At 67.8% G+C, this 13447-nt stretch carries 9 protein-coding genes; 1 reads left to right on the top strand and 8 read right to left on the bottom strand.

Annotated elements, in window-relative coordinates; translation table 11 throughout:
• The first annotated feature begins 1000 nt into the window (after positions 1–1000).
• Positions 1001–1417 (top strand): RidA family protein, encoded by a 417-nt coding sequence (locus ACNFHO_RS24280; RefSeq protein WP_125929444.1) that lies wholly within the window; start codon positions 1001–1003, stop codon positions 1415–1417.
• 193 nt (positions 1418–1610) lie between these two features.
• On the opposite strand, the gene tagF is transcribed toward ACNFHO_RS24280, so the two are convergent.
• The 8 genes from tagF to ACNFHO_RS24320 all read right to left on the bottom strand — a co-directional run bounded on the left by tagF (position 1611) and on the right by ACNFHO_RS24320 (position 13436).
• The gene (gene tagF / locus ACNFHO_RS24285) at positions 1611–2324 is read right to left on the bottom strand and encodes a type VI secretion system-associated protein TagF (RefSeq protein WP_416767621.1); all 714 of its coding nucleotides are present in this window, start codon (positions 2322–2324) and stop codon (positions 1611–1613) included.
• A gap of 10 nt (positions 2325–2334) precedes the next feature.
• A complete protein-coding gene (gene tssM / locus ACNFHO_RS24290; RefSeq protein WP_416767622.1) occupies positions 2335–5895 on the bottom strand; it encodes a type VI secretion system membrane subunit TssM in 3561 nt (1186 codons plus the stop codon).
• Between the two features lie 10 nt (positions 5896–5905).
• Complete coding sequence (gene icmH / locus ACNFHO_RS24295) at positions 5906–7186, bottom strand: type IVB secretion system protein IcmH/DotU (RefSeq protein WP_416767624.1); 1281 nt, start codon at positions 7184–7186, stop codon at positions 5906–5908.
• A gap of 28 nt (positions 7187–7214) precedes the next feature.
• Positions 7215–8546 carry a type VI secretion system baseplate subunit TssK gene (gene tssK, locus ACNFHO_RS24300; RefSeq protein WP_416767626.1) on the bottom strand — a complete coding sequence of 444 codons (1332 nt, stop codon included), beginning with the start codon at positions 8544–8546 and terminating at the stop codon, positions 7215–7217.
• Between the two features lie 24 nt (positions 8547–8570).
• On the bottom strand, positions 8571–9968 hold the full coding sequence (tagH, locus tag ACNFHO_RS24305) for a type VI secretion system-associated FHA domain protein TagH (protein ID WP_416767628.1): 1398 nt from the start codon (positions 9966–9968) through the stop codon (positions 8571–8573).
• A gap of 33 nt (positions 9969–10001) precedes the next feature.
• Positions 10002–11963, bottom strand: a complete 1962-nt coding sequence (locus tag ACNFHO_RS24310; protein WP_416767630.1) for a type VI secretion system Vgr family protein — start codon at positions 11961–11963, stop codon at positions 10002–10004.
• Positions 11964–12202: 239 nt separating this feature from the next.
• The gene (locus ACNFHO_RS24315; protein ID WP_197893318.1) at positions 12203–12799 is read right to left on the bottom strand and encodes a hypothetical protein; all 597 of its coding nucleotides are present in this window, start codon (positions 12797–12799) and stop codon (positions 12203–12205) included.
• A 31-nt stretch (positions 12800–12830) separates the two neighbouring features.
• Positions 12831–13436, bottom strand: a complete 606-nt coding sequence (locus tag ACNFHO_RS24320; RefSeq protein WP_063545514.1) for a hypothetical protein — start codon at positions 13434–13436, stop codon at positions 12831–12833.
• Positions 13437–13447 lie beyond the last annotated feature (11 nt).

A 13447-nucleotide genomic window follows, 5' to 3' on the forward strand; every position in this document is an offset into this window, starting at 1 on the left:
CGATTCTGGAGTGCCATCACCTCCATGTGGAGAGCTCAGCACAATTATAGCCCTACTTCAGAGCGACTTAAGTTGCTGTTCCAAGCCAAGCGAAATAAGCGGCTCTGCCTCTCAAGTAATGGAGTCCAACCAGAGCCCATCTATACAGAACCCAAAGATAAAATCTAGTAAAATCAACGTAATACTCGGATGAACTCACGCGAAATACCGCTAATCTGTGAACTAGATCCGATCAAACCTGTACAGAAAAACAAAGTTTGTACAAGCGATTCACGGCCCTTGGCCACCACCACTTATCGGCAACATGAGTTGTCTTTTACGGGCATAATTATAATGAGACAACAACTTAGTGTGCCAATAGAATCTAAAGACTGCCCTCACGCATACATCAGAAAAGCTTATTACCTGGGTTTACCAGGTGAAGATTATGTCTGTGTAACTTGTGGTGAGAGCCGACCTGAGGCAGATTGGCCGGACTTCTGGAAACGGAGCGAACCGAAGCCAATTCAAGATCATTAGCCCCACAGTCTCGAGGTACATGGCGCGGGATATGCTCAAGCCTCTGCGGACGTTCCAACAACGCGCTGACACTGTCTATCGAGACCGTCAGCGGGAAACGGGAGGAACGCGGGCGTGATTGCCATGACGATGTGTTGACCTACCTGGCGGCCGTAACGGCATAAGCGTCAAGCTGACACCGTGGAAGAGGAAGGCACCTGACTGTCCGCAATGGATCGTACAGCGACGGTCAAATCTCAACCGTCGCTGTAAGCTTTCAGACCTTCATCTGTCATCAGACCGACGGTTTCGCCCTCGTCGAGCAGATCCTCATGCATACGCGGTGCACCGAAATAGTGGAATCTTGATTTCACTGAGTAGGATTTCCGCCTGATTGAGTGACTGGGTTGTGTCCAGGAGATTTTTTCTCTGCCACAAACACGCTTGACCTCAAGTTGACTCGAGGTTGCAGACTGCCCGCTCTTTACTCTGGAGCAATCCCATGTCCGCAGATTCCCGCCCCGCATTCGCGCTGTCCAATCCACCCGGGCTGTATGACCCGAGCAGCAACGGGTACTCCCACGTCGCCGCGGTAGCACCTGGAGCCAGGCTGTTGTTCATTGCCGGACAAGGTGGCGAGGATGTCGACGGGCGACTGCCCGCCGAGTTTGCCGCGCAGGCCAGGCAGGCACTGGCCAATTTGGACACGGCGCTGCGGTCGCAGGGCGCGAGCTTGCAACAGGTGTTCAAGCTGACCTTGTTGATCGTCGATCATGATGAGCATCGCTTGCGTGAATGGGTCAGCGAAGCAAATCGGGTCTGGGAAAGCGGGCATCCGGTCTGCACCCTGATCCCCGTTCCACGGCTGGCGCTGGATGGCATGCTGGTGGAGATCGATGCGGTGGCCGCTTGCTGCTGATGCAACCCGCTGCGCCTCGATGCGGCGCATGGCACGGGCGTAGCCCGTGATCGCGGGGCGAGCCCGCTCCTACAAGCTAACCTCTGATTTTGAATACCTAGTAGGAGCAACTGTCTTGTTCAAAATCTAAAGGCCAGCCCAATCCCTGTGGGAGCGGGCTTGTCCCGCGATGAGGCCGATGCAGGTATCAAGTTCAAGCCGCGCCAGCCCCCTCCCCGCCCAGCATGCCAACGAACCACCCCGCCCCCGGCAAGCCCCGGCTCACCAGCAGCGTCGGCGCCACCTGCGGCCCGCCCTCGGTCCAGAACAAGGCATGCCCGGCCAACGACCGCTGCCCCGCCAGCCCGTCCAGTTGCAGCAACCACTGTTCGACCGCCTGCGCCATCCCGTCCTGCTCCGGCAACGTCAGCCACATCGCGCCCATCGCCGGCTGCCCCCACGCAGGCGCGATGCTTGCGGGCTCTGGCCGTAATGGAGCGGGCAACTGGCTGAGGTCGCGGTCGAAGCGCTCCAGCACGAACCCCGTCTCCAGGGTCGACAATGCCAGGCGCTCCACTTCGGCGTACCACGCGCCGTCGCGCCGCAGGCGCTCCAGCACTGGAATGTCCGGCCCGCCATAGGCCAGGGTCAGGGGAAAATAACGCCCCACCCGGTCGACACTGGGCATCATCACGCCAGCCCAGGCGGGCTCGCCGCAGACCCCGGCGGCCAGGGCGAAATGCCAGGTCGGGCTACAGCGGTAGGCCTGCTCCCACCCAGCTCCCAGGCGCTCGCGGCTGGCGCGCAGGCCGGCCTGCAACCAGTCATCCCAACCTCGCACGAACGCGGGCGACAGGCGCCGGCTGAGGAAGTCGCCGTGGGTCACCAGCTTGCCGTAGAAGCCGGTGCGTGAAACGCGCTGTTCCATGGGCTCCACCTCACAACCGCGCCGGGCAACGGAACTGCTCCAGCGCGTCGCGGCGGAACGGGTTGATCACGCTGCTGGCGCGTAGCGTATAGCTCACCTTGTGCCCGCCCACGTTGAAGGTCAGCAGGAAGCGCTCGCCCGACTCACCACTGACCTGGCCCTGGTCAAGCAAACGCAACCAGGCCCAAGGGCCGTCGCTGCGCAGGCCGCCGCCGGTGGGAGACTGCAATTGCACGCGGTCGCTGCCTTTGCCGCTGGGCAATACGATCGGCGTGAATCCGGTATCGCCGCCCGGCACGAACGTCACCGGCTGGCCAGCGATATCCAGCGTCACCTGGCCCAATGCGGGATCGACGGTCAGGGGTTGCACGTCGAAGCGCAGCGAGGGCTGACGGGCACCGGCGACGAAGAACATGTCGCGCAGGCGGGCGCCGCGCTGGAACTGGTCGAGCACCTCCTGGGGGATGCTCAGCGGTGCGCTACCGTTGGCGCGCCAGTGCCATTGGCTACTGCTCATGTCGACGTAGGGCGCGAGGTTGCGGCTGAAGAAGTCGTCCATGATGCCGCCAGGGCCGAAGAAGCGGCCGAAGTCGTCGGCGGTGACATCGCGGCTGGCGCCGCGCACCAGCGGGTAGCGCCCGGCGATGGCATCGCGGCAGAACGGCGCGCCATTGGCCACCCACAGGGCGTTGAGGCGTTCGCGCTCGTTGCCGAGGGTCAGCGCGCCGCCGCCACTGTCGACTGCGCGCAGCACCTCGGACAAGGGGGCTGGCTGCTCGGTTGCGGCGCGCTTGATGCGCCCAAGCACCTCCCCGCTGGGCGCTGGCGTGCCACTGCGGCGGGCATTTTCGGCGCTGTCGAAGAACTGCGCGGCGTCCTTGAGCAGGGCCAGGCTTTCGTCCAGCGACGCCGGGGTGGCGCTGCCCGCCAGGGCATGCAGGGCGGCGAAGTGCTGGTCCACTGGGTTGCCGGTGGCAGCCGGCGCGGGGGACGTGGCGCTGTCGGACAACGCACTTTCCAGGCGCTTGCGGGCACTGTCGAGGCGTTCGCGCAGGGCGCGGTCGACCGGGTTGCCGGCGCTGTCGCCGGGGGTGTCGGCCAGCACGCCTTCGAGGGTGGTCTCGCGTGCTGCGGTCTGGAGGAAAGCGCGCAACGGCGAGTCGGCGGCGGCCAGAGCATTACTCACCTGCGCCGCCTGGCCGAGGCTGGCCAGGGGCACCAGTTGCACGTCGGCCAGGTAGGCGTCCCACTGGCGGATGTAGTCGGCGTAGTACAGCTCGAGCACCGCAGCGCCCAGGCGCGCACCATCGCCCGCGCCGAGAGCCGCTTCCTGGCGGTCGAGCACCCAGCTGTCGCGGGCCATGTCGGCCACGGCGCGCTCGCGCCTGGCCAGCAAGGCGCGGTAGCCAGGCACGCTGTACACGCCGCTGACACCGCGCGACAGCGGCAAGCCGCTGCGCCGCACCAGCAACGACGAGGCATCGCGCCCGGCGGCAGCGTTGACGCTCTGCTCGGCCAGCCCGGCCTGGGCCACCTGGCGCTTGAGGCGATTGTAGATGCGCTGCGACAGCGGCATGCCCGCCAGGGTCAGGCGGGTCTTGGCGATCAGGTCGGCATCGAGCTGTACCGGCTCGGCGTCGGCGTCTTCGAGCAGCGCGGCGACATGCGCCCATAGTTGTTGGCGCTGCGCCTCGCTGGCCTGGGGCAACTCGCGGCGCCAGTCGACATCGACCCAGGCCTGCACCGAGGCGGCATCGAAGAACTGGCGCTGGCCAAGCATCAGGTACACGCGCAGGGTTTCGTAGAGGAAGTCCTGGTTGCTGGCATCGCCCCGGCGCAAGGCGCTCTCCAGGTTGCCGACGATCGACGGCAGCAGGGTGCTGCGCAGCAGGCGATGGTACAGCGCCACGGCCCCGGCACCGAGCTTGTCGCCCTGGTACAAACCAAAGCGTTCAAGCAGCGGCACGCCCTCCCCGCGCTGGTCGTAACCCGCGGGCAAGGCGCGGGCAGCGTCGAGCAGCGGCAACGCCTGCAGCACGTTGCCCTCAGCCGGCAGCGCCTTGGCCAGTTGCGCCACCTCAGCGGTACGTTGCGCGGCGGTATCGACCAGCACGCGGTTGCGCTGGTAACTGAGCGCCATGCCCAGCGCCAGCAGCAGCGTCAGCACCGCGACCAGCACAATGCCCGCGCGCAACCATTGGCGGCGGCGCTGCTCCTGGCGCGGGTCGAGCCCGGCCAGGCCCGCTTCCTTGAAGATCACCTCGCGCAGCAGCCGGGTGATGAAGTAGCTGCGCCCACTGGCGTACCCGGCAGGCAGCACTTTGCGCCCCAGGCCGAAGGCGGCGGCCAGCGAGGCCAGCACCCGGTCGATCGGGCTGCCCTCCTGGGTGCCGCTGGTGAAGTACACCCCGCGCAGGCGGGTCGGGGTCTGGAAACGGTTGGGTTCGAACACCGTGCGCAGGAAGCCCGCCAGCACGTCGCCCATGCCGGCGAACTGCTGCGGGAAGCTGTACAGCAAGGCGCGTCGCGACAGGTCACGCTCCTGTTGCATGCGCTCGAGCACGCGCACCTGCAACTGCCGCTCCAGCGCCTCGAACTCGGCCGGGAAGCCCGCCAGCGCCGCTCCAGGCTGCTCGCTCTGGGCCAGCGGGAAGGTCACGCCCCACACCTGGCTGCGCTCATCGCGCCCAAAGTGCTCGAAGTACTCGGCAAAACCGGCCAGCAGGTCGCACTTGGTCACCACCACGTACACCGGGAAGCGCACGCCCAGGCGTTCGTGCAGCTCGTCGAGGCGCGCGCGGATCGCCGTGGCCTGGCGCTGGCGCTCGGCCTCGCCTTGTTGCAGCAGGTCGCTGACGCTCAGGGTGACGATCACGCCATTGACCGGGCTGCGTCGGCGGTGCTTCTTCAGCAGGTCGAGAAAGCCGCGCCAGGCCGCCTTGTCGACCTCGGCGTCGCTGTCTTGAGTGGTGTAGCGCCCGGCGGTGTCCAGCAGCACGGCTTCGTCGGTGAACCACCAGTCGCAGTGGCGCGTGCCGCCGATGCCGCCGATGGCCGTGGCGCCGTGGGTGTCACTGAGCGGGAATTGCAGGCCGGAGTGGGTCAACGCAGTGGTCTTGCCGCTGCCTGGGGCGCCGACGAACAGGTACCACGGCAGCTGGTACAGGTACTGCCCGCCCGGTTTCCAGCCGGGGCTGGCCTTGCGCAGCACGGCCATCGCCTCGCGCATGCGCTCGGCCAGGTGCGCCACCTCGGCCTGCGAGGCGCGCGCCGAGGCGGGTTCCCCGGCCTGCTCATCGGTGACCCCGGCCATCAGCAGGCGGTTGGCGCGCCAGGCAGCAAAAGCGCGCCAGCCGAAATAGGCCAACCACGCGGCCAGCAACGCCGCCACCAGCCAGCCGCGCGCCCAGGTCGAGGCCAGTGGCTCGCGCCCGTCGAATGACAGCAGCGGACCTTCGTACCAGATCAGCAGCGCCATCAACGCCACGCCCAGCAGCGACAGCAGCCAGGAACTGGCCAGCCAGCGCAGACCGCGCATGAAGGTATCGAACAGATAGATCAGATAAGACATCGCCTGGACCTCACTGCGGCTGCGCAGGAACAAATACGGTGATCTCTACGCGGCGATTGCGCGCGCGGTTGGCGGCCGAGTCGTTGGCCACCAGCGGCTCGGTCTCGCCACGGCCTTCGCTGCGGTAGCGCGTGGCGGGCCCGGCGCGTTCGGCCAGCAGGCGCGCGACGTTGCGCGCGCGGGTGTTGGACAGGTCGAAGTTCGACGACAACCGCGAACCCAGCGCAGGCCGCACGTTATCGGTGTGACCGACCACCAGCACGTCGCCAGGCACGCCCTTGAGCGCCTCGCCTATGCGCGTCAACAGACCGTCGAAGGCGCTCGACACCTCGGCGCTGCCAGAGGCGAACACACCGTCGCCGCGCAGGGTGATCACCGAGCGGTCACTGGTTTCGCGCACGCTCACCAGGCCTTGGGCGATCTCCTCGGCGAGGAACCCGGACACCCGCACCGGCGCCGGCCCCGTGGGCTGGGCGACCTTCAACGGCGAGGCCAGACGCAGCTCGCCCATCTGCGCGAACACCGGGTCCGAGGCGCGGTTGAGCAGCCAGTTACCGGTCACCTGCAACAGCACCAGCAGCAGCGCCGCCAAGGCCGCCAGCACCCACAGCGGCACCAGGCGCAGCATCGACACCGGCGCAGTGGGCGCACCGCGCCAGCGTGGCGAAAGGTCCTGCTCGACCGCGCCGCGCTGCTGGCGAATCAACTGCAACAGGCGCTCGCGCAGGGCCGCCAGTTGGTCGAAGCCACGGTCCAGTACGCGGTAGCGCCCTTCCAGGCCCAAGGCCAGGCACAGGTACATCAGCTCCAGCACGTCGAGGTTGGCGCGCGCATCCAGGCTCAGGCGCTGCAGGATCAGGAAGAACTTCTCGCCGCCCCAGGCCTCGTTGTGGAAGGTCACCAGCAGGCTGCTGCCACTCCACACCCCGGCGCCCCAAGGCGTGCTGGAGATGGTTTCGTCGACCAGCGTGCACAGGGCATAGCGCGCCGCGGCGAAGGCCTGGGCTTCCACCCGGGCGTTGCGCGCCTGCGCCTCGAACTGCTGCACGGCCTGCACCAGCCGCTCGCGCAGGGTTTCCATGTCCGGTGCGCGGGTCAGCCCACGCAGCGGCACCACCAGGTCGAGCAAGGGGTTGGCGGCGCGCACCAGCGGGTTGAGGCCGGCGCCGCGCAGGGCCAGGTCGGCTTCGACCGGCGCAGGCGCGGCGCTGGAGGCCGGGCGGCGGCCGCCGGGGGTCGGCAGCAACAGGGTGTGGTCCGGGTCTTGCCCGGGCTCAAGGGAGTCGTTCATGTTCACGGTGAAGTACCTGCGCTGTCGATCAGGCGTTGCGGATGGCCCAGAACTGCATGTCCAGCCCGGGGAAGCTGCCGGCCACGTGCAGGGCGAAGCCTGCCGACTGGGTCAGCTGTTGCCAGTACGCGCTGTTGCGGTCGAGTTCGAAGTAGGTGAAGCCTGCGTGGAACGGCAACTGCCGCGGCGCCACCGGCAAGGGCCGCAGGCCGATGCCGGGCAGTTGCAGGTTGACCATGTCGCGGATCTTCTCCACCGAGCCCAGCTTGACCTGCGGCGGGAACCCGCTGCGCACCGCTTCGGCCGGCATCTGCGCATGCACGGCGAGGACGAAGGTGGCGCTGCCGAGCAGCGCGCGGTCGGGCAGCACCGCCACGCGGATACCGAACTGACGCTCCTCCAGCGGGATCTGCAGGGCGCGCGCGTCGATCACCGTGGCCAGGGCGCGGCGCAGGTCGAGCATCAGCGGGGCGAAGGTCTCGGCCAGGGCGTCGTGGCGGTACACCGGGTAGCGGCTGGCGCGCTTGTCGGCGTGGGTAAAGGTCGCCAGCTCGCCGGCCAACTCAGTCAGTTGGCGGTACAACGCCTCGGGGTGCAGCCCGGCCATGCCGGCCAGGTGACGCACCAGCGGCTCGCTGCGGTTGAGCAGTTGCAGCAGCAAAAAGTCGGCGATCTCTGCCGCGCCGCTGGCACCCGGCTGGGCCAGGCGCGTGGCCATGGCCTCGGCGCGCTGGTGCAGCAGGCCCAGCAGTTCGTCGACGAACGCCGCCAGGCGCGGTGCGGCCTGCAAAGTGAGGCTCGGCGGGCAGTAGGCGGGGTCGAGCAACACCTGCTGGTCGGCGCGGCGCTCCAGCACCCGTGTCACGCCCAACACCGCGTGGGCGTCAGCGACGTCGCTGGCCAGGGCCAGGCGCAGGCGCAGCTTGCCGACGTTCATCAGCGCGCTGTTGTCCAGGCCGTTGCTGTCCCAGGCCTCGTACTCGACGCTGCGATGGCGGGCGAAGTTTTCCGCGCTCACGCGGTCGTCCACTTCCGCCACGCCATGGCGGGCGGTGGGCAGCGCCAGCACCACGTCGAGGTCACGGGCGTCGGCAGGGATCTCCAGCGGCAACGGCATCTCGTCGAATGGCAGGCCGATCGGCGTGCCATCAGGCAGCACGCCGCTGTAGGCCTTGAGCGCCAGCTTGCCGAAGGCCAGGTGCTGCTCGTCGAGCTGCAGGCGCGAAAAGCCCCAGGCGTAGGGGCGCAGCGCCGCGACGCGAGCCTCCAGGTGGGCATTGAGGAAACGGTCGTGCTGCTGCAGGTGCTGGGGCTGCAGGAGCATGCCTTCCGACCAGACGACTTTGCTGTTCCAGGACATGAATGCGATCTCGGGTAAAGGGGTTCAGGACATGTCGCGCAGGCGGCTGACCTGCTGCTGGTAGGCCACGGAGAATTTCTCGCCGTAGAGGCGTTGCAGGTCTTCGTCGCCATCACGTGCAAGCTCGGCGTGCAGCTCGGCGAAACGCGCCCACAGGCGGGCCTTGCGCGCAGAGGGCAGCACGCGTTCCAGGGCGCCGGGAGCGGCCAGGCGACGTTCGATACGCACCGGGTCGAAGCGCTGCATCACCTCGCCCAGGGCCTCGCGCATGCCGGCGATCACCGCCATCTCGTGGGCGCGCAGGTCGTCGAAGGCGGCGTGCAGCGCCTGCACGCCGGGCAGATAGGCCGGGGCGTCGGTGCTGAGCATCTGGCTGAGGGCGCTGGTGGGGTCGGGGAAGAACTTCAACGGGTTGTTCGAATGCGCGCCGATCATGGTCATCTCGATATGGCTTTCGCGCTTGGTCAGCGCCCGCGCCATCAGCACGCCCATGGTGCCGCCGGTGGCGGCTCGGAGCATTTCCCCCACCAGCCGGGCCAGCTCTTCGGGGCTGCGCGAGGCGCGCAGGTGCGGCAGGCCGAGGCCTTCGAGCAGGGCCTGGAGCACAGGGTCTTCGCCGGCCGCCGTGGGTTCTGCGGCAACGGGGGCCGGTGTTGCGATTGGGGTGGGTGCAGGCGCCAGGCTGGCTGGGGCGACAGGCGTCGCCAGCAGGTCGGCCAGGGCGTCGTAGCCATCGGGGATCAACGCCGCTTCCGGCGCCTGGGGGGCTGGGCTGACAGGCAAGGCCGGCAGGGCCTGCAACTCCGGCGACAGGTGATCGGCCGGGGTGCCGAGGAAGGCCGCCGTGGGGCGCTGGCCGCCGAACAGGTTCAGGCCCAGCGGGTCGTCCAGCATCGGGGCCGGCTCGAACACTGACTCGCCTTGCAGGATACTCGCCGCCGCCAGGGCGTCGGTGTCCACCCGTGGCTGGCTGAAGCCCGGCTCGCTGCGCGGTGCCACGGGGGCTTCCAGCGGCGGTGGCGGCGGCGGCTGGACCGGCGCCGGTGGCACGAACACCGCCAGGGTCTGGGTGGCGCCAACCCCCGTCTGGTCGGGGTCGGCCTGCTCCACCGCGAGCAGCGCCACACCGATCTGGTAGTCGCCGATCACCAACTGGTCGCCGGCCTGCAGCAGCGTCTCGCGGCCATGGCCGAGCAGGCGCTCGTTGATCACGCTGGGGTTGCTGCCGGTGTCGGTGAGGTAGTAGCCGCCCTCACGCCGCTCGACGCGGGCGTGGCTGCGGGAGATGTACTTGCCCGGATCGTCCAGCACCAGGTCGTTGCCGGGCGCGCGGCCCAAGGTGCCGGCGACGTCGATCAGGCACGCCAGCTCAGCTGCGGGCGGCTGCCCGCGATAACGTTCGACCCACAGTTTCACAGGCATGTCAGGTTCCTTTCGGCAGGAAGGTGGCGGGGTTCACTGGCGGCCATCGTCGGCCTCCTTGGGCTCCAGCGGCTGGCCCACCGGGCCGGGCCGCGAGGCCAGCACCAGGGCGTTGGCGGCGGCCGAGGCCTGGGGCAACGGTAGCGGCAGCATCGAGGCGATGATGGTCGGGCCGAGGGTCAGGAACGAGCCGCCGGCCTTGAGGGTGATGCTCGCCCCCGCCTCGATCACCACGTTCATGCCGCCCTTGATGTGCACGTCGGTGCCGCCGCTGAGGCTGGCCTTGAGCGCGCCGTCCAGTTGCAGGTCACGGCCGGCGGCCTGGGACACGCTGCCCACGGCCTTTTCGGTGCGATCGCCCAGCACATGCTGATGGCGGTCGCCGCCGATGCGTTCGCGCAGGTCCTTGGCCACTCGCGAATGGCGCTCGCCGCCCACCCAATCGAGGGCATCGCGCTCGATGCGCTGGTCGAAGTTGCGCTCGGCGTGGATGAACACCTGCTCGGCACCCTTGCGGTCTTCGAAGCGCAGTTCGTTGTAGCCGTTGCCGCCTTTGCTGGAGTGGCTCTTGAGGGTCGAGCGGGTGGCTTGTTCGGGCAGGTTGTAGGGCGGCATCACCTCGGCGTTGTAGACGCTGCCGGTGACCAGCGGGCGGTCGGGGTCGCCTTCGAGAAAACTCACCACCACTTCCTGGCCGATGCGCGGCAGGAACAGGCTGCCCCAGCGCTTGCCGGCCCATCCCTGGGCGACGCGGATCCAGCACGAGCTGTTCTCGTTTTCCTGGCCTTCGCGGTCCCAGTGGAACTGCACCTTGATCCGGCCATACGGGTCGGTCCAGATCTCCTCGCCGGCCTTGCCCACTACCTTGGCGGTCTGCGGGCCGTGCACCAGCGGCCGCGGGGTGAGGCATGGCGGGCGGTAGTCCTGCTGGCGCGGCAGCGCGGTGAAGCGGCAGGTGAGCACGGGCGCCGGGTCTTCGGGGCGGGTCGGTTCGTAGGTGTCGGACGACAGCTCGTATTCGGCGGCGAGCACCAGCACCTGTTGGTTCTGATCGCCGCGCGGGTGTTCGCTGAGGGTGAACAGCGCGCCGGGGAACAGCCCGCGCGCGCGGGTGGCGCCCTCGATGCGCCGGTAGCTGGTGTGCCGGGCCTCGAGCTGCTGGCGGGCCAGGGTCTCGCCCTGCGGGCGCTCGCGGTACTTGCCGGGGTAGTCGTAGCGCTCGAAGCGTGACTGGGCGTAGGGGCGCGCCTGGGTCGACTTGACCAGCAGGTTGGCCGAGGGTTTTTCGAAGTCGTAGTCCTGCAGGGCCCAGGCGCCGGGCTCGACTTCGCCGCTCATGCGCCAGTCGTAGATCACCTCGCTGTCGCGCATGGCCTGGTCCTCGGCTGGCAGGTAGCGCACCTGTGCGTAGCCTGGGGCGGGCGCGTGGGCGCCGTAGCCGTCGGCCAGCACCAGGGTGTGGCGGCCGGCCGCGCTGCGGAAGAAGTAGTAGATGCCGGCCTGCTCCAGCAGGCGGCTGACGAAGTCGAAGTCGCTTTCGCGGTACTGTACGCAGTACTCAAGGGCCGGGTAGCTGGCGCTCAGGCCCGAGGTGTCGACGTCGGCCAGGGTGTAGGGGGCGAACACTGCCTGGATGATGTCCGGCACGTTGCGCTGCTGGAAAATCCGGCAGTCGCTGCTGCGGGTCAGCAGCCACAGCCACGGGCGCACCACTGCGTGGTAGGTGGCGAAGCGGCCCTGGCGGCCGGTGTAAGCGAAGCGCGTGACCAGGCCACTGAAGTGGCGCTGGCCGCCCTTGGGCAGTTCCACGGCAACGGTCAGGGGGGTGGCGAGCAGGTCGTCGAGGTCCAGGTCGGTGCGTTCGCTGTAGAGGTCGATGTGGTATTCGCTCAAGGTCGACAGGCCTTCACGGGCGGTCATGCGCCGGAACAGCAGGGTGTCGGGGGCCAGCACGCAGGTGACGGCAATTTCGCGGTTGGCTTGGGTAACGGGCATCCAGGGCTCCTTCACGCGGGGTGGCCGCAAGGGTCGGCCTTGGGGACACAACAGGTGGGGAGCGGGGTTTATTCCGTGGGGGGATGAAAAAGTGTGTGGGGTGATAGCGAGGGTGCTGCGGATGGCCCATCGCGGGACGAGCCCGCTCCCACAAGGACGGCGCTGTACCTGTGGGAGCGGCGGTGCGGCGTTCCGACTTGCCGCGCGATCACGGGCGTAGCCCGTGCCAGGCGACGCGATCAGGCCGCGGCGGTAGACACCAGCCGCTCCAGCACCAGGGTGATGCCGGTGGCGTTGTAGCACTTGCTCCACAGGTTCATCTGCTTGAAGTCGGCGAAGTCCTTGCCGTCACCCGGGTCCATGTAGGTGCCGTCCGGGCGCTGCATCACATAGTGCAGGCCGATGCCGAAGGTCATCACGATTTTCAGCGCCCGCCGGTTGGCCGCCAGGGCCGGTGGCTCGGAATGGATGATCGGGAAGCCCGCCCGCACGCACTTGGTCTCGGCATCGGGGTAGAAGGTCGACAACGCGCTGGCGATCATCCCGCTCATGTAGATCTTCACGTCCAACCCCAACTCGCGGGCAGCGATGGCCACGTTGTGCGGGAAGGAATAGCCCAGCTTGCTCAGGTCGGCCTGCTCCTTGTCCAGCCGCCCGCCCGTCACGGACCCCGAGGTGATCTGGTACAGCGCCGCCTCGCAGAAATAGTTGGCCTGCAAGGCCTGGCCGGTGCTGCGCGCGCCGGTGTTCGGCAGGGTGGTCACGCCCAGCTCCGCCGCCGCGCACAACAGCGATGCCGCGCCACAGGAAAATGCGAAATCTTGTTTCTTGTTCATGGAAGGCTCTCGAAGGCCGGCAGGCCTGGGTTCACTTGATGTCGGTAATCCAGAAGAACGGGTTCGGATGGCCAGAGAACGCCGCCGGCTTGTCGACGGTCTCCAGCTGACTGCCGCTGAAACGCCACGAGGCGTAGTGCAGCGGCGCGAAGTACAGCCGCGCGTTGAGGTAGTCGAAGACAATGCGAAAGCGGTTGCCGCCCCAGCCGTAGGCGTCCAGGTCGCCCGCGGTGTACTCGACGTAGCCAGTGGCACAGTTGCCGCCGCCGCGGTCGGCCGAGTGGTGTTTGTTGGCCTGCGCGTAGGTGTGGTACAGCTGCCCGCGTGCCGAGGCCGGCTGCTGCGCCGTCAACTGCGGCAGGTAGCAGGGGGTGTTGGAATGGATCTGGCGCATCGCCCCCAGGGTGTCGTCGCCGATCGAGGTGGCGATGGCGCTGCAATCGTAGGGCGCCGTCGATTGCATCAAGGTGCGCATCAACTGCTTGATGCGCGCGTCCACCGGCAGGTAGCGAAAATCGATGCGGTACAGGTCGAGGATCGGCCCTTGCTTGCAGGCCTTGACGCAATCAGGGTCGGCCGCCTCTTCCAAGGCCTTGATGAACTCGTAGCTGCTTTTCTTGCCGTCGCGCTCGGACATGCTCGTTGTCT

Source organism: Pseudomonas sp. NY15374 (genome assembly GCF_048068255.1).
Lineage (GTDB): Bacteria > Pseudomonadota > Gammaproteobacteria > Pseudomonadales > Pseudomonadaceae > Aquipseudomonas > Aquipseudomonas machongensis.

Coding starts and splice junctions, on each gene's coding strand:
- ACNFHO_RS24280 (WP_125929444.1), top strand. CDS start 1,001: ATGTCCGCAGATTCCCGCCCCGCATTCGCGCTGTCCAATCCACCCGGG.
- tagF (WP_416767621.1), bottom strand. CDS start 2,324: ATGGAACAGCGCGTTTCACGCACCGGCTTCTACGGCAAGCTGGTGACC.
- tssM (WP_416767622.1), bottom strand. CDS start 5,895: ATGTCTTATCTGATCTATCTGTTCGATACCTTCATGCGCGGTCTGCGC.
- icmH (WP_416767624.1), bottom strand. CDS start 7,186: ATGAACGACTCCCTTGAGCCCGGGCAAGACCCGGACCACACCCTGTTG.
- tssK (WP_416767626.1), bottom strand. CDS start 8,546: ATGTCCTGGAACAGCAAAGTCGTCTGGTCGGAAGGCATGCTCCTGCAG.
- tagH (WP_416767628.1), bottom strand. CDS start 9,968: ATGCCTGTGAAACTGTGGGTCGAACGTTATCGCGGGCAGCCGCCCGCA.
- ACNFHO_RS24310 (WP_416767630.1), bottom strand. CDS start 11,963: ATGCCCGTTACCCAAGCCAACCGCGAAATTGCCGTCACCTGCGTGCTG.
- ACNFHO_RS24315 (WP_197893318.1), bottom strand. CDS start 12,799: ATGAACAAGAAACAAGATTTCGCATTTTCCTGTGGCGCGGCATCGCTG.
- ACNFHO_RS24320 (WP_063545514.1), bottom strand. CDS start 13,436: ATGTCCGAGCGCGACGGCAAGAAAAGCAGCTACGAGTTCATCAAGGCC.